Source organism: Phyllobacterium myrsinacearum (genome assembly GCF_002980555.1).
Lineage (GTDB): Bacteria > Pseudomonadota > Alphaproteobacteria > Rhizobiales > Rhizobiaceae > Phyllobacterium > Phyllobacterium myrsinacearum.
The window spans coordinates 274,135-292,124 of sequence record NZ_PVBT01000004.1 but is presented as its reverse complement, the minus strand read 5'-3'; the positions used below and the strand labels follow the sequence as shown (position 1 = coordinate 292,124).

The following is a 17,990-nucleotide window of genomic DNA, read 5'->3' as shown; positions in this document are numbered from 1 at the left end:
GGTATTGAGCGAGATGGCCCATCGGCTACCCCATTCTGTTCCTGCCGAAGAAATAATGCCACGGGATGCCCCAGAGTCTAACGCGAGAGCGCCTGGCTGGGATAACGCAATGCCGGATCAAAGGGATTGAGCTTGGCGCTGATCGCAGCCGCCTCTGACTTCAAAAGTTCCGTCATGGTAGCGCGGCGTGCGTCAGTCAGCCGGTCGGACAGTGTACCGATGCTGAGAGCGGCGACCGCACTGCCCTTGTTGTCAATGATGGGCACACCAAGACCCGCCATGCCCGCGATCATGTCGAAATTGATATGAGCCGCTCCCAAGCGCCGCACTTCCTCAATCTTGATACGCAAATCGACCTCGTCGATCTGCGAGCGGTCAAGAATGCGGGGCATATTGAATTGAATGATTGCGTCGCGTTCCGGTTCCGGCAGAAAGGCCAGAATGGCAATACTCCCCTGACCAATTCCAAGCGGCACCTTCCCGCCGATATCCCCGGTAAAGGAGCGTATCGGGAAGGGGCCTTCCACGCGGTCCAGGCAGACAGCATCAAAATTGCTGCGCACAAGAAGAAACACCGTGTCATTCAGGGTTGCCGAGAGCCGCAGGAGTGACGGCCTTGCGATCTCCAGAATGCCATCGCGGCGGCGCGCCTGAGCAGCCATTGAAAAGAACTCAAGTGACAGGCGATACAATTTGCTGCCCGGCAGTTGCTCGACCAGGCTCTCTGCAACCAGCGATTTCAGCAAGCGATGGGCCGACGGTTGATTCAACCCGACAGTCACGGCCAGATCCTTCAGGCGCATGCCCTCTGCCGGCCCGCCTGCGAGTGCCCGCATGAGATTTACGGCCTTGTTCAGGCTCGTGCTTGTCTCGATCTGCTCTTTCATTTCCGCGACCACTACCCCCCTAATGTGCAACATAATTTTGTATTCCGGAATTTTTATTATTATTATTCCAAAATACAAGATTCTAATTGCTGAACCTTGCGAATTCCGGTCACTAATAGTGAAACTGCCACACAGCAACCACGATGGCGGATCTGAATACAGGGGATTGCGGCATGGGATTTTTGCAGCTCGAGCAGGTTTCCAAACTTTACGGAGAGTTTGCGGCTGTTCGCGATTTTGATCTGGAAATCGAAAGGGGCGAATTCATTTCGCTGCTGGGGCCATCCGGTTGCGGCAAGACAACGACCCTCCAGATGATTGCAGGACTGGTGACGCCGACAAACGGCAGAATTACCCTCGATGGCCGGGATATCACACGGGAGAAACCGGCCAGACGCGGCCTTGGCGTTGTCTTCCAGAGCTATGCGCTCTTTCCGCACATGACCGTTGCGCAGAATGTCGCCTTCGGCCTGGAAATGCGAAAGGTTGCAAAGGCTGAGCGTGACAGACAGGTTGCGGAAATCCTTTCGCTGGTCAAGCTGACCAGCCTTGCCGACCGTTATCCGCGTGAAATGTCCGGCGGCCAGCGCCAGCGGGTGGCCATCGCCAGGGCGCTGGTGATCAAGCCGCCCGTATTGCTTCTCGACGAACCCCTCTCGAATCTCGACGCAAAACTGCGCGAAGAGATGCAATTCGAACTGCGCCGCATTCAGCGCGTCGTCGGCATCACCACGATCATGGTAACCCACGACCAGGCGGAAGCCCTGTCCATCAGCGATAGGGTTGTGGTGATGGAAGGCGGAAAGATCACGCAGGTCGATCATCCCTACAGCCTGTACGAACATCCGAAGAACAACTTCATTTCCTCCTTCGTCGGCAAGTCGAATTTTCTGGCTGCCCGGGCGATGAATGAAGCAACAGGCGTATCACTGCGCGTTGACAACACGGATCTGAAAATCCCGGCAACCGGCAGCTATCCCGGCGGCGAACTTTGCCTGTCGGTCAGACCGGAAAAGATCCGGTTGACGGATCCCGCCGGCGCCATGCTGCACGGACCGGTATCGAGCCGTTACTTTCTTGGGAACCACTGGCTTCTCAGCGTTTCGACCCCGGCGGGCGAAATATCCGTAGCGGTGGCCAATCTCGGCGCTCCCCCGCCATCCGAGGGAGACATCACGGGACTAACGTGGAACATCGAAGAATGCCGGGTATTGGCCGCGGAACAAGAAAGCGCTCTGCAATCATGACAGGCGCTGCAACCAGAACCCAGCCGCGTCCGCTGGCACCGTTCCTTCTCGCAGCACCGGCGACATTGCTCTTTGTCGGGCTCATTCTTTTGCCCCTCGCATTGACAGCCGTTCTGTCATTCAATGTCTATGATTACAGCAGCGGGGTGCGAAACCAGTACACAACGGCAAACTATCTGACCGTTCTCCAGGATCCCTACTACCTCGCCATATTCTGGCGGACACTGCGTCTTGCCTTGCTCACCACGGTGATCGCGGTCCTACTGGGAACACCGGAGGCCTATATTCTCACGCGCATGGGCAAGCCATGGCGCTCGATCTTCCTGCTGGTCATCATCGGGCCGCTTTTGGTGTCCGTCGTTGTCAGGACCTTTGGCTGGAGCATGCTGCTCGGCCGCGACGGCCTCGTCAACCACGCACTGGCCGTGCTCGGCCTTGAGCCGGTACAACTGCTTTATACGGAAACGGCCATTGTCATCGCGCTCGTTCACATCATGCTGCCCTTCATGGTCATTCCGGTGTGGACCGCCTTGCAGAAGCTTGATCCGACGGTTGAGGCTGCCGCCCTGTCGCTGGGCGCTTCGCGGTTTACCGCCTTGCGGCGGGTTGTCTTTCCCCAGGCAACGCTCGGCATTCTCTCCGGCAGCCTGATCGTTTTCGGGCTTTCGGCCAGTGCCTTTGCCATCCCGGGCCTGCTTGGCGGACGGCGGCTCAAAATGGCTGCGACCGTGGTCTACGATGAATATCTGATCGAGCTGAACTGGCCGCTCGGCGCGGCGATCGCCATCATCGTGCTCCTGGCCAATCTTGCGATCATGCTGGCCTACAACCGCATGGTGGAGCGTCAGGCAAAGCGGAGGCTCGGATAATCCCATGCAGAAGAACGGCCCCTTTGCCCTCGCATTTCACACGCTGATCGTGCTTTTCGTGCTGGCACCCCTGATTGTGGTCTGTCTTGTCGCCTTCACGCCCCAGAACACGCTTTCCCTGCCATGGGATGGCCTATCCCTGCGGTGGTTTGCGGCGGTCTTCCATCATCCCGACTTCGTCGCCTCGTTCTGGAACAGCGCGCGTCTGGCGTTGTTTTCGGCAACCATCTCCACGATGCTCGCCGTGCCCTCAGCGCTTGCCATCACCCGCTATTCGTTCAGAGGCAGGGATGCACTCAATGCCCTGTTTCTGTCGCCGCTCATCATTCCACATCTGGTGATTGGCGTGGCATTCCTGCGCCTCTTTTCGTTCATCGGTGCAACCGGTTCATTCGGCTGGCTCGTGGCCGCCCATGTGATGGTGATCATGCCCTATGCCCTCCGCCTGATATTGGCCGCCCTGAACGGCATGGACCTCAGCGCTGAAATGGCGGCGCGTACGCTTGGTGCCGGTGAGTGGACCGTATTCCGGCGCATCACCTTCCCGATGCTCCTGCCTGGCATCAGCGGCGGATGGCTGCTCGCCTTCATCAACAGCTTTGACGAACTGACCATGTCCATCTTCGTGACTGCGCCATCAACGGTCACCCTGCCGGTGCGCATGTACATGTATGCGAGCGAGTCAATCGATCCGATGATGGCCGCTGTCTCGACCCTGATGATCGCGCTGACAGGTGTGACGATGATCATCCTCGACAGGTTGTTCGGGCTTGATCAACTGCTGGTTGGAAAAGGCTGATGGCGACGCATCATTCCCGGCCCCAGTTTCAGCGCCACTTCAGACGCGACGACGCGCATATCCCGTTTACGATAGACGGCACCGCCTACTCGGGACGGCGCGGCGACACAGTGCTCGTGGCCATCATGTCGGTGACCGGCCAGTTGCGCAGGAGTGAATTCACCAGCGAACCGCGTGCAGGGTTCTGTCTTATCGGAGCGTGTCAGGATTGCTTCGTGACCCTTGCCTGTGGAACACGGGTGCGCGCATGCACCACGCCGCTCGAAGCACATATGGCGTTTACAACAAGAGAATCCGGCAATGAATGAGACTGCGTCCGTTGTTGTTGTCGGAGCCGGGCCCGCAGGAATCTGCGCCGCCAAAGCGCTTGTCGCCGCGGGGCTGCGTCCGGTTGTAATTGACGAAGGTTTGCGTGCCGGTGGCCAGATCTACCGCCGCCCGCTCGTCGATGACGGCCGCAGTGCAACCGATCTTTATGGTTCGGAAGCGGCCAAAGCCACCCGACTGCACCGGGAGTTCGATGCTCTGCTCCCGTCCATCGACTACCGGCCGCAGACACTGGTCTGGAATATTGCGGACAATCAGCTCCACCTCACCGCAAATGGAGTGCATCAACGGATCGGTTTTCAGAACCTGATACTGACAACCGGTGCCACGGACCGCGTGCTGCCTTTTCCCGGCTGGACATTGCCGGGCGTCTATACGCTGGGCGCAGCCCAGACCGCGCTGAAAGCGCAGGGCTGCACCATCGGCAAGAGGGTCGTCTTCCTCGGATCAGGCCCGCTTCTCTACCTGGTTGCCTGGCAATATGTGAAGGCTGGCGGCGATGTGGCCGCCGTGCTCGACACAGCTCCGTTTGCGGCCAAGCTCAATCTTCTCTCCGCTATCCGGTTCGATCCGCGTCTTGTGCTTACAGGCATGTCCTACGCAGCAAGGCTCGTGCGCCGCGGGGTAAAGCTTCACTACAACGTTCGTCCAACGGGCGTGGACGGCTCTCAACATGTCGAGGGGTTGAATTTTAAGTCAGGCGCAAAGACGCATTCCATAGCGTGCGATGCAGTGGCTTATGGTTTTGCACTTCGCGCCGAAACGCAGTTGGCTGACCTTGCAGGCTGTCCATTCCGCTTTGATGACAGGGATCGTACCTGGCTGCCGGCAACGGACGATGCAGGCCGCACAAGCTGCAAAGGTATTTACCTTGCCGGTGATGGCAGCGGCATTGCCGGCGCCGATGCCGCGGAGATTTCCGGTGAACTTGCCGCCCTCGCCGTGATTCAGGATTCCGGAATGGCCGCTGATCCCCGGCGCATGTCCGTGCTTGCCGGAGCGCGCCGGCGCAAAGCCAAATTGAGAGACATTCTCGAAAAGGCTTTTCCCTTTCCGCAAAACTGGTTTGACCAGATTCCCGGTGCGACAACACTCTGCCGCTGCGAGGAAATCACCGTTTCCTCCGTTATCGACACCGTGCATGGAAACGACCTTCGCGAGCTCAATCGGCTGAAAGCGCTCAGCCGCGCCGGCATGGGCCGCTGTCAGGGCCGTATGTGCAGCGCGGCCATGGCTGAAATCCTTGCCTCGACGCAAAAGCTCAAACTCCCGGAGATCGGCCGCTTGCGGGCGCAGGCGCCCATCAAGCCGCTGCCGCTGTCTCTGCACGAGGCTGGCTCATGACCCGGCGCTTCTCCGCGGATGTGGCCATCATTGGCGGCGGCCTTGTTGGCAGTTCGGCCGCGCTTGCACTGCGCTTGGCGGGCCTCTCGGTCATCCTCATGGACAAGGGCTTTTGCGGGGCGCAAGCGAGCGGCGTGAACTATGGCGGCGTGCGGCGTCAGGGCCGCCCGATGGGCCAGCTGCCACTCTCGCAACGGGCACACCAGATCTGGCCGCAACTAAACGCTTTGATCGGGATCGATGGAGAATACCAGCGCAGCGGCCATCTGAAACTCGCGCGCACGCCGGAGGATTTCGCAAAGCTCGAACACTACGCGGAAACCGTAAAATCCTTTGGTCTTGATCTCGAGCTCTACACCGGCGCGATGGCGAAAGCCCGTTTCCCTTGGCTGTCCGGAAACATTGCCGGCGCTTCGTTGTGCCCGGACGACGGACAGGCCAATCCCCGGCTGGTATCGCCAGCCTTTGCCAAGGCAGCACGGGATGCCGGGGCGATTGTCCTTGAACACACAGCTGTTCATGCGGCCGTGCACACAAATGACGGGTTTGCCCTTCAGGCGGGCGCAGATTGCGAAATAACCTGCCGCTTCCTCATCAACAGCGCCGGTGCCTGGGCCAACAAAATTGCCGCCGGTTTCGATGAACCAGCGCCGCTCTCGCGCATCTATCCCTCGATGGTCGTGACCGAGCCTCTGGCACCGCGATTGCCCGTCAGCCTGGGCGAAGAAGGCGGCGGCTTCTACTGTCGGCAGGTGACGCGCGGAAACTATATCATGGGCGGCGGGCGCGGTTACGCCCTTGCCGACCCCGATTTTTCCCGCCCATCCACGACAGCGGCGCTCTCCGTCATGAAACGGGCCACCACGCTTTTCCCGCATCTTGCCGGCGCACATGTGATCCGGTTCTGGTCGGGGACGGAAGGACAGCTTCCCGACAACAATCCCGTCATTGGCCCCAGCGGCACGACACCGGGACTTTTTCATGCATTCGGCTTTTGCGGCGCCGGTTTTCAGGTGGCACCGGCAGTGGGCGCCATTTTGTGCGACCTCGTCACATCAGGCGAAACAGCAACGCCGATCGATGCCTTTTCGATTGAACGCTTCCGGAACATGTCTTCACAACACAATGAGAAAAAGGGAACTCACAATGAAATGGTTGAATAATTGCCTGGTATCCACGATCACCCTGACCGTGGCTGCTTTTGCCGCCTCGCACGCTCAGGCTGAAACGAAAACGCTCTATGTCGGGATGAATGGCGGGAATTACGAGCGCACATTCACCCAGGATGTCTTTCCTGAATTTGAAAAGGCTAATGACGTCAAGGTGGTCGTCGTACCGGGCACATCCGCCGATATTCTTGCCAAGGCAACCGCCGCCAAGGACAATCCGCAGATGCACGTCATGTTCCTGGACGACGGTGTCATGGTCCGGGCGATTGGCACGGGCCTGTGCCAGAAACTGCAGGCATCCCCTGTTCTTGGCGACATCACGCCCGGAGCACGCATGAAGGACGACATGGCCGTCGGCATTGACATGGGTATGACCGGCCTTGCCTACAACAAGCAGATGTTCGACCAGAACCGCTGGAGTGCACCGACATCGTGGATGGATCTTGCCGATCCCAAATTCAAGGGCAAGGTTGTCTTCCAGTCGGCTTCCGTCTCGACCTTTGGTCTGCATGCGTTTCTGATGTTCAACCGGATCCAAGGCGGCGATGAGAACAATGTCGAACCGGGATTCGAAAAATTCGCCGATACAATTGGCAAGAATGTTCTTGAATATATCTCCAGTTCGGCAAAAATCTCGGAAATGGTCCAGACCGGCGATGCCGCGATCTTCCCGCTGACACCGACTGCCGTCAACAATCTGAAGGAAAAGGGCATCCCGGTCGAATATGCCCAGCCGAAAGAAGGCTCGGTCGTATTGACGGTCTCCGAGTGCGTGATCGCCAACAACAGCGAACCGGAACTCAGCCAGAAACTGGCCCAGTATCTTCTCTCCGCCGAAGCACAGGCCAAGGCGCTGGACAAGGGGAATATCGTCCCTTCCAACGTCAAGACGCGTGCGGGAACAGCGGGAGGAGAAGAAAAATTGACGGCCTTCCAGACCTATATGGGCAACGCCAAGGTTGTGGACTGGGACGCAATCAACAAAAACCGGCCGGAATGGAACAACCGCTGGAACCGCAAGATCGAACGGTAATCCATGGCGTAGTGAGCGCGGCATGGATCAGGCTGCGCTCACTGCTTTGATGGACAAGGAGGCCCGTACCATCAAGCTGTTGACAATACCCGGGCGGCGGCAGCCTTTATATCGTCGATCAACCGGCTGACAAACGCGTCTTCCATTCGCTCGTGCAGAACATAAATGCCCACATTGAACCGCTCGAGCACGTTCTCGTCTTCAACAATGACGGGATAGACGTCCCGTTGCCTGAACGTGTGCGACATCACGGCCGAGTGACAGAAGACAGCATCCGTCTCCTTGATGTAATCAAGGCAAGCCGCCAATGAGTTGGAGGCAAACGCAAACTTGTAGGCATTGGAAGCGATGTCGGCCCGCTCCCTGACATTGTAGCCAAAAAGCCTCAAGTGCCGTGTTTCCGGCGAGTTGCTGACCACAGCCGGATACTCCTCCAATTCGGCCAGTCTTCGCGGCTTATCGAGCAGTGGGTGACCCGCCCGGACAAAATAACCATTGTGCACCTGTGTCAGCGGGAGGAAGGTCGTCCCCGTATCCCGCGCCATGCCCTTCACCTCATGGCCGATGAAAAGGGAAGTATCGCCGGAGAGCAACTGATCCATGCAGCGCAACTGATTGCCGATGCTCACATAAATCGGCGCATTTGGATTTCTCCGGCGATAATCAAGGATAAGGTCCTTGAGGAAAAGTGACCACCAGGAATAGCCGGTGCCGATATTCAGCCCTTGTTCGCGGCGCGCGCGCTGTTCCTCGATGGACGCGATTGTATTGTCGTAGAGGCGGCGCATGACGCGGGTGTTTTCATACAGCGTCTCGCCGTAACTGGTGAGGGTAATGCCGCGCGAGGTGCGCACAAACAGGGGCACACCAAGGCTATCTTCCAGCTTTTTCATGTTGAATGTCAGCGTGGGCTGGGTCACGAACAATGTGGTTGCCGCCCCGCTGATGGTGCCGGCTTCCGCGATAGCAAGAAACTGCTGGAGTACCTTGTCCATGACATTTGCTCCCCTCTGAGGACCGGTGAGGTGGCTGCCAGCGCGTTTGCTTCCGGCATCCACACGATGATGACTCGGCGTCATGATATAGATTTTATCTATAATACAATGCTCATTTCGTATTTTTCCATAGTCTGGTGACCTGTTACTGTTGCGTGCCGTCATCCGGTGAGGAGACCGATGCCGGCTCGTTTCAGTGGGAGGCACTATGAACGGACAAATCGACAGGCGTCATTTTCTCAAGGCGACAAGCGCATGGCTGGCAATGGGAGCCATGGGGAGCCGGATGGCCTTTGCAGAAGGCAGTAATCTGCGTCTCATCTTCTGGGGAAGTCAGACGCGAGCCCAAGTCACCAACGCAGCCGCGGACCTCTACGCAAAGAGAGAGGGTGGCAGCGTTCAAAGCGAGTTCCTGTCATGGAACGATTACTGGCCAAAATTGGCCACGCAAACCGCAGGCGGCAACGCGCCTGATGTGCTGCAGATGGATTACCGCTACATCGTGGAGTACGCTTCGCGTCAGGCGATTGCACCGCTTGATGAGTTCATCGGCGACGCGCTCAATCTCGGTCAGTTCGACAAGGATCAGCTCGCGGGCGGCTCGGTCGGCGGAAAACTGTATGGCATCAGTCTCGGGGCGAATTCATGCGCCACGATGATCAATACTGATGCCTTCCAGGAAGCAGGTATTGCAGTTCCGACAAACGCCCTTACCTATGACGGTCTTCACGACATTGGCGCGGCGTTCAAGAAAGCCAATATACGCGGCGGCATGAGGGCGATTGCAGATACATCCGGGCTTGAGCCGGTTCTGGAAAACTGGCTGCGGCAGCGTGGCAAGGCGCTCTACACGGCAGACGGCAAACTTGCATTCGACGCGGACGATATTGTCCAGTGGTTCAAATTGTGGACTGAGCTGCGCGACGCCGGAATCTGCGTGACCGCGGAAGATCAGGCGCTCGACACGGGTTCGCTCGAGACCTCGATGCTTGTGACCGGCAAGGCTGCAATGTTTCCTGCAAACTCCAACCAGCTAGTAGCCTTGCAGGCGCTCGTCAAAGACAAGCTCGCACTGTGCGGTTATCCGCGCGTCGCGGCAACCACGGGCGGCGGCCACTACCGCAAGCCGGCCATGCTGTTCTCCGTCGCCGGTTCATCCAAGCAAAAGGCGGCAGCGGCCAAGTTCATCAGCTTTTTTGTCAGCGACCCTGATGCTGCCAAGCTGCTCGGTACGGAGCGGGGCATCCCCTGTTCGGCTGCCGCGCGCGAGGCCATTGCAGCGACGCTCAACGAAAACAGCCGGATGGCACTCGACTTCGTCACCAATCTCGGTGACCTGCTTGGACCAATCCCTCCGTCGCCGCCGAAAGCTGCAGGGGAGATCGAACTCTCTGTCCTCAGAACCCTCAGCCAGGAAGTCGCATTCGGGACCAAGACACCCGAAAAGGCCGGGCCTGAATTTGTCGCACTTGCCAATGATCTGCTGAGCAGGGGCTGACCATGGACATCACCGCCTCTGATCCAGCTGCCCGCACAAACCGGCGGGCAGCGACAGGAGAGCTGTCACGCGGTTTTGGCTCCAGGGAACGCTACGGCTATCTGTTCCTGGCTCCCTGGTTCATTGGTTTCTTCGGCTTGTCAGTCGGGCCGATGATCTGGTCCTTCTATCTGTCATTCACAAACTTCGATCTGTTGACCGATCCCAAATGGGTCGGCGCCAGCAACTACATCCGCATGTTCACGACCGATCCGAAATTCATGACGTCCATGCGCGTCACCCTGTTCTTCGTCGTCCTCTCCGTGCCGCTGAAACTGATCGCGGCCTTGACCGTCGCCCTGTTGCTCAACCGCGGCATGAAGGGCTTGCCGATCTACCGCGCCCTGTTCTACCTGCCGTCGCTTTTGGGAGCCAGCGTGGCAATCGCCATACTCTGGCGGCAAATTTTTGCGGGCAACGGGCTGGTCAACAAATTTCTGGCGCTGTTCGGCATAGCCGGGCCAAGCTGGATATCCAATCCCTCCTATTCCCTCTGGACGCTTATCATCCTGTCGGTTTGGCAGTTTGGCTCGCCGATGATCATTTTTCTCGCTGGCCTGCGGCAAATTCCTGCAGATGTGTACGAGGCTGCCAGCCTTGATGGTGCCGGACGCTGGCGGCAGTTCATCAAGATCACTTTGCCCCTGCTGTCCCCGGTGGTTTTCTTCAATGCGATCATTCAGACCATAGAAGCGTTCAAGAACTTTACGCCGGCCTTCATTATCTCCGGCGGCACCGGCAATCCCATCAACTCGACCCTGTTCTATACGCTTTACCTCTATCAGGAGGCATTCGGTTTCTTCCGCATGGGCTACGCCTCGGCGCTTGCCTGGGTTCTTCTTGCGCTCGTTGCGATCTTCACCGCCTTTGCCTTCCTCACAGCAAAGTATTGGGTGCACTATGACTGACACCGCAAAGCAACCGGCTGTAGCGCCAGAAGCGTCACAGAACGCGCGAAAATATCTGACATTGGGCGCAACGCATATCGTCCTGATCATCGCCTGCGTGGTGATGCTGTATCCGCTTCTGTGGATGCTGGCAGCCTCCTGCCGTCCCGAGCAGGAGATATTCACATCGGTCAGCATCTGGCCGTCATCCTGTCGTTTTGACGCCTATGTCCGTGGATGGAGCGGACTGAAGGTTGGTTTCGAGACCTTCTTCAAGAACTCGCTCGTTATTGCGCTGTTGTCGGTGGCGGGCAACGTGCTCAGTTGCTCCATGGCGGCTTACGCCTTTGCCAGGCTGGAGTTCCGGGGGCGCAGCTTCTGGTTCGCCCTCATGCTGATGACCATGATGCTGCCCTATCAGGTCACGCTCATCCCGCAATATGTGCTGTTCCGGCACCTGGACTGGGTGAACACCATCCTACCGCTGGTTGTCCCGAAATTTCTCGCGGCCGACGCCTTCTTCATCTTCCTGATGGTGCAGTTCTTCCGCGGGCTGCCCAGAGAGCTGGACGAGGCCGCCATGATGGACGGCTGTTCGCCCTGGCGGATTTACTGGAAGATTATCCTGCCGCTTTCAACGCCGGTGCTGGCGACCGCAGCAATCTTCACCTTCATCTGGACGTGGGACGATTTCGTCGGCCCCCTCATCTATCTCAGCGACATGCGGCAATACACCGTGATGCTGGGGCTTCGCACTTTCACGGACTCAACCGGCATTTCCGACTACGGCAGCCTCTTTGCCATGTCGGTTCTGTCCCTTGTGCCAATCTTCGCCTTTTTCCTCTTCTTCCAGCGTCTTCTGATCGAAGGCATCGCAACCACAGGAATGAAACGATAAGCCATGTCCCATCTGAATTTTGCAGCCATTGGCATCAATCACAGCCATATCTACGGTCAGGTTGAGTGCCTGAAACGGGCGGGAGCGCGTTTTGTCTCCTTCCATGCGCAGGAAGATGATCTTGCCACCGCATTTTCCAGCAAGTTTCCGGAAGCCCGGCGCGTTTCCGATCCGCGCGCGATTTTCGAGGACCCGTCCATCCAGATCATAACCACTGCCGCAATTCCCGCCGAGCGCGCCGCAATATCAATTGCCGCGATGCAGCACGGAAAGGATGTCCTCTCCGACAAGCCGGGAATGACTAGTTTCGAACAATTGTCCGACATTCGGGCGGTCCAGAAGGCCACCGGGCGAATATACAGCGTCCTGTATTCCGAGCATTTTGAGGTGCCGGCGACGGTCAAGGCGGGCAGCCTTGTTGCTCAAGGAGCGATTGGCGAGGTTATCAACACCGTCGGTCTCGGCCCCCACGCCATCCGCAACAATCACCGGCCCGACTGGTTCTTTGACAGAGCACAATACGGCGGAATTCTCTGCGATATCGCCAGCCACCAGTTTGAACAGTTTCTATTCTTTTCCAATGCGATCGACGGGGAAATCATTTCGGCCACCGTTGCCAACCGGGGCAATGCCGGTCGGCCCGGCCTGCAGGACATCGGCGATGTCCATATGAAGACAGAACGTACATCCGGCTATGTCCGCGTTGACTGGTTCACACCGCAGGGACTTCCCACCTGGGGCGATGGCCGCCTGACCATCCTCGGCACGGAAGGATATATTGAGCTTCGCAAATATATCGACATCAATGGACGCCCTGGCACGGACCACCTTTTCCTGGTCAACGCGGACGGCGTCCAGCATATGGACTGTACGGCCGTCGATCTGCCCTTTGGACGGCAATTCCTTGATGACGTGCGCAACCAGACCGAAACGGCCATGCCGCAGGAACGATGCTTCAACGCCATGAAACTTGCCTTGACCGCTCAGCAACTGGCCGAGCGCGGTACGGAGTGGAATCAATGACACGCCTCAGAACAGTCGCCGTCGTCGGATGCGGTATCGGCAGAAGCCATATTGTCGAGGGATATGTTCCCAATGCCGACAAATTCAGGCTTCTCGCCATCTGCGACATTGACGAGAAAAAAATGCACGCGCTTGCGGATGAATTCTCCGTCGAGCGCCGGATTGCTGATTTCGACGACCTGCTGGCCATGGATGATCTTGATATCATCGATATCTGCACGCCGCCGAAACTACACTTCCCGATGGTCATGAAAGCGCTGAAGGCGGGAAAACACGTCATCTGCGAGAAGCCCCTCGTCGGGTCGCTGTCCGAGGTGGACCAGGTTATCGCCCAGGAGAAATTGTCCAAGGGCCGCCTGATGCCAGTGTTCCAGTACCGCTTTGGTGATGGGATCGAGCAGGCAAAGGCCATTATCGACGCCGGCATCGCGGGAAAACCGTTCATCGGTTCCGTCGAAACATTCTGGACGCGCGGACCGGACTACTACGAGGTGCCGTGGCGCGGCAAATGGGCGACGGAACTCGGCGGCGTGCTGATGACGCACGCCATCCATCAGCATGATCTGTTCAATTATCTAATGGGCGATATCAAACGTCTGTTTGGCCGGGTCGCCACCCGGGTCAACAAGATCGAGGTGGAAGACTGCGTCACTGCCTCGATTGAACTGACCAACGGCGCGCTTGCCAGCTTCACCGCCACTCTGGGCTCGGCCGATGAAATCACCCGTATCCGTCTCACCTTCGAGCATGTAACGTTCGAAAGCGACCATGAAGCCTATAACCCCGGCGCAAAACCCTGGGTTATCCTGCCGCGGGATCAGGCAACGAAGGACAAGATCGACGCCCTGCTCAAAGACTGGAAACATGTTCCGTCGCGCTTCCAAACACAAATGGCACGGTTCTTCGATGCGCTTGAAAATGGCAGCGCGCTTCCGGTGACAAGCGCCGATTCACGCAGGGCACTCGAATTGGTCACCGCATTCTACTATTCATCACTGACGCATCAGGACGTGGAGTTGCCGATTCCGAACGACCACCCGAACTATGAAAGCTGGATTCCAGCCGCATTCCGGCAGACAGATGAGGTGCCGCATGGCAACCGCAGTTGAGCTCCAGAATGTTGTAAAGAGCTACGGCAATCTGCAGGTCATCCACGGGGTGAACCTGACGATCGATCCCGGCGAATTCACTGTCTTCGTCGGTCCGTCCGGTTGCGGCAAGTCGACATTGCTGCGGATGATTGCAGGTCTCGAAGCCATCAGCGACGGGGATCTGCTGATTGACGGCGAGCGCATGAATGCCGTCACGCCGTCAGAGCGGGGGATTGCGATGGTTTTCCAGTCATACGCGCTCTACCCCCATATGAGCGTCTACAAAAATCTTGCCTTTGGTCTTGAAACGGCACGGCTGCCGCGGGCTGAAATAGCAAAACGGGTGCAGCGGGCCGCTGAGATCCTGCAAATTGAACCGCTGTTGAACCGCAAGCCGAAGCAGCTCTCCGGCGGGCAGCGTCAGCGTGTTGCCATTGGCCGCGCCATTGTGCGCGAGCCGAAAATCTTCCTGTTCGATGAACCCCTGTCAAACCTGGACGCGGAGCTGCGGGTCCAGATGCGCGTGGAGATCGCCAAACTCCAGCAGCGACTGGGCAACACCACCATCTACGTCACCCATGACCAGGTCGAGGCGATGACCATGGCGGACAAGATCGTTGTCCTGCGCGATGGCAGGATCGAACAGGTCGGTGCGCCCCTTGATCTGTACAATCATCCGCGCAACCTGTTTGTCGCCGGCTTTATCGGCTCGCCGAAAATGAACTTCCTGCAGATCTCTGCCGCTGGGATCGAGGCCGATGCCGACATAACGGGATCAGCAGCGGGCGGGGGGCGGGACGTGCCGATGACACTGGGTATCCGCCCTGAACATATCAGCATTGACCCAGACACCGGTGCCGCCCTCGGTTCGCTGAAAGTCGTGCTGGTCGAGAGCCTGGGCGGTCAAACCGTGGTCTACGCGACCGCGGCGAACGGACAAACCATTACGGTTGTTCTCGATGGACAGGTTGCAGTTGGAGAAACGCTGGAGGCATTTTTTGATCCGGCCAAGGCCCATCTTTTTGCGGCCGATGGCAATGTGGTAGCGGGTGCTCGCCTGCCACACATCATCACGCTCGTGTGACGGATATGGGCAGTTGGGTGGTTTGCGTCACGCGTTTTCACGCCGATACGGCGGTGCGTCACAGCATGATCAACCACGGCTGAGGGCCGCATTGGGCAAAGTGGGATCAGTATGAACGCTCTTTGCAGAAAGGAATAAAATATCCACAAAACATTGAAATCAGGAATTTATTATTCTAGCGTGATGTTACTGATCTGACTTATCCATGCGGTAGAATGAACATCCATCTCGAAGTCACAGAAACTCCCTCGCCAACCGATCTCAAATTCCTGGGAGATCAGCTGACGGCATTCAACGACAGCGATGTCGGACCGAGCCAGAGAATGCCACTTGCGGTCTTTGTGCGCGATGAAAGCGATAGGGTTGTCGGTGGAATATCGGGCTACACCGCGTGGGGATGGCTCTATATCCAATGGTTGTGGGTGGATGAGAGTTTTCGCGGACAGCACATGGCAGGCAGAATGCTTGCTGTCGCAGAACGAGAAGCGGCGAAACGCGGATGCCATGGCGCTTATATTGATACCTTCAATCCAAGTGCCGCGAAGACTTACCTGAAGCAGGGATACCAGACCTTTGCCACCCTGCCTGATTTTCCGATGGGGCGTAACCGCATCTTCCTGCAGAAACGGCTCTGACTAACCTGCGACGCGTCCACCACACGTAGGCTCGCGAACGCCTGTCGTCGTCGGAAAACTGATCGGCAGGTCCCTGAGGACGCGCACCGCAAGAAAACCAAAGCATTCCGCTTCGACCGCGTCGCCGCGCAAACCCAAGGCTTCGGCGGACACAACTTCGACGCCGGCACGATCCGCAAGCATGGCCATGATCGCCGGGTTGCGGCGGCCGCCTCCGCAAACCACCAGCCGCCGGGGCCGTTGCGGCAAGAGATCGAGCGCTTTCCCGACGGCCGATGCGGTAAATGCCGACAGAAGTGCCGCCCCATCCCGTGCATTGAGGCCATCGGCCATTTCTGCGCCAAAGTCGAAGCGGTCCAATGATTTTGGATAAGGGGCTGTCAAATAAGGATGCTGCAGGAGCTTGGAAAGGCGTTCTTCGTCAACTGTTCCGGCCAAAGCCAGAGCACCGTCGCGATCCATTTCACCCAGCCCTTTCGACTTGACGAAATCATTAAGCGGCGCATTGGCAGGCCCGGTATCAAATGCGATGAAACCACCGTCGCCGTCCCACCAGGTGACATTCGCGACACCGCCCAGGTTCAGCATCGCGGTGTCATTTCGAACCCCGGCAGCCTGCAGCAGCGCGGCATGATAGGCCGCTGACAAAGGAGCGCCCTGCCCGCCCATGCGCATATCCGCCGAGCGGAAATCATAGGCGACTTTCGTTCCAAGAATGGCGCTCATCAATTCGCCATCGCCGAGCTGGCGGGTTGCACCGGGACGGCCTTCTTGCGGTGCGCGGTGCAGGACAGTCTGGCCGTGAAACCCGACGATGCCGATGTCGGCCATTGTCAGGCCGGCACCATTGACCAAATCCTGGACCGCTGCCGATTGCGCGCGCGTCAGCGCCTCTTCGGCTTGCCGGAAGATCACCGGTTCGGGGCCGTTGAAATTCCAGACACGGGCCTGGTTCAACGTCTCCTCCAGCAGAACTCGAACGGATGCGTCGTAGGGGGTCAGCGCGTAAGCGCCGAACGCCTCTATGCGTTCGCCGTCGGTTTTGATCAGGGCAACATCAATGTTGCCGTCAAGTACGGTGCCGGTCATCAGGCCGACGGCCCATATTGGTCCCATGGTTGAATTCCTACGATCCGTTGACGAGATTGCCGACTTCTTGCCGAAGCAAGGCTATTCCACTGTCGAAATGGCGCGTCGGATGAATGCGGTTGGTGAGCAGTGTCCATGCCCTGCCCTTGTCGAAATCAATCCACAGGCCGGTGCCGGTGAAGCCCGTATGACCGATTGTATCTGCAGAACACAATCCACCACCAGACCAGTCCTCATACGGCCGCTCCCACCCATGCGTGCGTTTGGCGGACAGAGGTTCTTTCATAAGCGCAATCGCACCCTCGGATGCTCCGGTTCCATCCAGCAGACCTTGCGCGAAATCCAGGACGGAATGGGCCGTTCCGAACAGTCCGGCATGACCAGCCCCCTGCAAGGCGGCACAATTGTCGTCATGCACCTCGCCCGAGAGCACCCGGTGCCGCCAGGTACAATCCTCGGTGGCCGCCGCAGCATCAGGGGCAGCAGAGAATGCAAAGCCTGGCCCTGGATCCATGTCACGGATGGAGCGTTTGGACAGGCGCTCCAGTACAAAGCCCAGAAGAATAAAGTTGATATCGGAGTAGACCGGTTCCCCGGCCGGCCATTCGCGCTGCAGGATGAAACTGCGCAGCAAGTCCGGATCGCGGCCATAGGTATAGATGGGGGCAACAGCCGGTAACGGCGTCTGATGCCCGAGACATTGCCGGAATGTGATTTTTCGCTCCCAGGCGTTCGCATCATACTGGCGCAGATCCGGCAATACGGAAATGAGCGGTGCGTCGAGGTCAATGATACCCGCTTCCGCCAAAGCAAGGATACGCGGCGTCGTAAAGATGACCTTGGTCAGCGATGCAAGGTCGAACCATGTGTCGACCCGCATCGGTCTGATATTCGGAATGCGTTGAGCTGAGCCAATCGCCTGGATAATCCGGCGCTGGTCCCGATCAACGATGCCGAACACGCCCCCCGGAATGCGGCCGGCTGCCACGGCATTGGCGAGCGGTGCAAACGCGCGATTGAACAATTGCGAAAGCGCGGTATTGGCGAATTGTTGGGTGCGATCGGATACAGGCATG

18 protein-coding genes are annotated in these 17,990 nt (G+C 58.1%); 14 read left to right on the top strand and 4 right to left on the bottom strand.

Features of this window, described 5'->3' with window-relative positions; translation table 11 throughout:
* Nucleotides 1-77: 77 nt before the first annotated feature.
* On the bottom strand, nt 78-887 hold the full coding sequence (locus C5750_RS16020) for an IclR family transcriptional regulator (RefSeq protein WP_105735038.1): 810 nt from the start codon (nt 885-887) through the stop codon (nt 78-80).
* A 173-nt stretch (nt 888-1,060) separates the two neighbouring features.
* On the opposite strand from C5750_RS16020, the gene C5750_RS16015 reads away from it, so the two are divergent.
* Genes C5750_RS16015 through C5750_RS15985 form a run of 7 tightly spaced genes read left to right on the top strand, consistent with a single transcriptional unit; the run spans nt 1,061 to nt 7,675 of the window.
* The gene (locus tag C5750_RS16015) at nt 1,061-2,134 is read left to right on the top strand and encodes an ABC transporter ATP-binding protein (protein ID WP_105735037.1); all 1,074 of its coding nucleotides are present in this window, start codon (nt 1,061-1,063) and stop codon (nt 2,132-2,134) included.
* Nucleotides 2,131-3,003 (top strand): ABC transporter permease, encoded by an 873-nt coding sequence (locus tag C5750_RS16010; protein WP_105734904.1) that lies wholly within the window; start codon nt 2,131-2,133, stop codon nt 3,001-3,003. Before C5750_RS16015 ends, C5750_RS16010 begins: the two co-directional genes overlap by 4 nt.
* A gap of 4 nt (nt 3,004-3,007) precedes the next feature.
* A complete protein-coding gene (locus C5750_RS16005) occupies nt 3,008-3,802 on the top strand; it encodes an ABC transporter permease (protein ID WP_105734903.1) in 795 nt (264 codons plus the stop codon).
* On the top strand, nt 3,802-4,110 hold the full coding sequence (locus tag C5750_RS16000; protein ID WP_105734902.1) for a (2Fe-2S)-binding protein: 309 nt from the start codon (nt 3,802-3,804) through the stop codon (nt 4,108-4,110). Before C5750_RS16005 ends, C5750_RS16000 begins: the two co-directional genes overlap by 1 nt.
* Nucleotides 4,103-5,473 carry an FAD/NAD(P)-dependent oxidoreductase gene (locus C5750_RS15995; RefSeq protein WP_105734901.1) on the top strand — a complete coding sequence of 457 codons (1,371 nt, stop codon included), beginning with the start codon at nt 4,103-4,105 and terminating at the stop codon, nt 5,471-5,473. Before C5750_RS16000 ends, C5750_RS15995 begins: the two co-directional genes overlap by 8 nt.
* On the top strand, nt 5,470-6,636 hold the full coding sequence (locus tag C5750_RS15990) for an NAD(P)/FAD-dependent oxidoreductase (RefSeq protein WP_105734900.1): 1,167 nt from the start codon (nt 5,470-5,472) through the stop codon (nt 6,634-6,636). The genes C5750_RS15995 and C5750_RS15990 overlap by 4 nt, the downstream gene beginning before the upstream one ends.
* Entirely contained in the window at nt 6,620-7,675 is a 1,056-nt protein-coding gene (locus tag C5750_RS15985; protein WP_105734899.1) for an ABC transporter substrate-binding protein, read from the top strand. Before C5750_RS15990 ends, C5750_RS15985 begins: the two co-directional genes overlap by 17 nt.
* A 71-nt stretch (nt 7,676-7,746) precedes the next feature.
* Here the strand turns inward: C5750_RS15985 and C5750_RS15980 are convergent, their stop codons facing one another.
* Complete coding sequence (locus C5750_RS15980; RefSeq protein ID WP_105734898.1) at nt 7,747-8,835, bottom strand: LysR family transcriptional regulator; 1,089 nt, start codon at nt 8,833-8,835, stop codon at nt 7,747-7,749.
* A 43-nt stretch (nt 8,836-8,878) separates the two neighbouring features.
* On the opposite strand from C5750_RS15980, the gene C5750_RS15975 reads away from it, so the two are divergent.
* From C5750_RS15975 to C5750_RS15945, 7 genes are all read left to right on the top strand, one after another.
* Complete coding sequence (locus C5750_RS15975) at nt 8,879-10,168, top strand: ABC transporter substrate-binding protein (protein WP_105734897.1); 1,290 nt, start codon at nt 8,879-8,881, stop codon at nt 10,166-10,168.
* 2 nt (nt 10,169-10,170) lie between these two features.
* Nucleotides 10,171-11,115 carry a carbohydrate ABC transporter permease gene (locus C5750_RS15970; RefSeq protein ID WP_105734896.1) on the top strand — a complete coding sequence of 315 codons (945 nt, stop codon included), beginning with the start codon at nt 10,171-10,173 and terminating at the stop codon, nt 11,113-11,115.
* Between the two features lie 103 nt (nt 11,116-11,218).
* Nucleotides 11,219-11,992, top strand: a complete 774-nt coding sequence (locus C5750_RS15965) for a carbohydrate ABC transporter permease (protein ID WP_245421140.1) — start codon at nt 11,219-11,221, stop codon at nt 11,990-11,992.
* 3 nt (nt 11,993-11,995) lie between these two features.
* Nucleotides 11,996-13,015, top strand: a complete 1,020-nt coding sequence (locus C5750_RS15960) for a Gfo/Idh/MocA family protein (protein WP_105734894.1) — start codon at nt 11,996-11,998, stop codon at nt 13,013-13,015.
* Entirely contained in the window at nt 13,012-14,124 is a 1,113-nt protein-coding gene (locus C5750_RS15955) for a Gfo/Idh/MocA family protein (protein WP_105734893.1), read from the top strand. The genes C5750_RS15960 and C5750_RS15955 overlap by 4 nt, the downstream gene beginning before the upstream one ends.
* Nucleotides 14,108-15,190 carry an ABC transporter ATP-binding protein gene (locus tag C5750_RS15950; RefSeq protein WP_105734892.1) on the top strand — a complete coding sequence of 361 codons (1,083 nt, stop codon included), beginning with the start codon at nt 14,108-14,110 and terminating at the stop codon, nt 15,188-15,190. Before C5750_RS15955 ends, C5750_RS15950 begins: the two co-directional genes overlap by 17 nt.
* 215 nt (nt 15,191-15,405) lie before the next feature.
* A complete protein-coding gene (locus C5750_RS15945; RefSeq protein ID WP_105734891.1) occupies nt 15,406-15,825 on the top strand; it encodes a GNAT family N-acetyltransferase in 420 nt (139 codons plus the stop codon).
* Here the strand turns inward: C5750_RS15945 and C5750_RS15940 are convergent, their stop codons facing one another.
* Entirely contained in the window at nt 15,826-16,941 is a 1,116-nt protein-coding gene (locus C5750_RS15940) for an anhydro-N-acetylmuramic acid kinase (protein ID WP_105734890.1), read from the bottom strand. It abuts the gene before it with no gap.
* 10 nt (nt 16,942-16,951) lie between these two features.
* Nucleotides 16,952-17,989 carry a serine hydrolase domain-containing protein gene (locus C5750_RS15935; protein WP_105734889.1) on the bottom strand — a complete coding sequence of 346 codons (1,038 nt, stop codon included), beginning with the start codon at nt 17,987-17,989 and terminating at the stop codon, nt 16,952-16,954.
* Between the last annotated feature and the right edge of the window lies 1 nt (nt 17,990).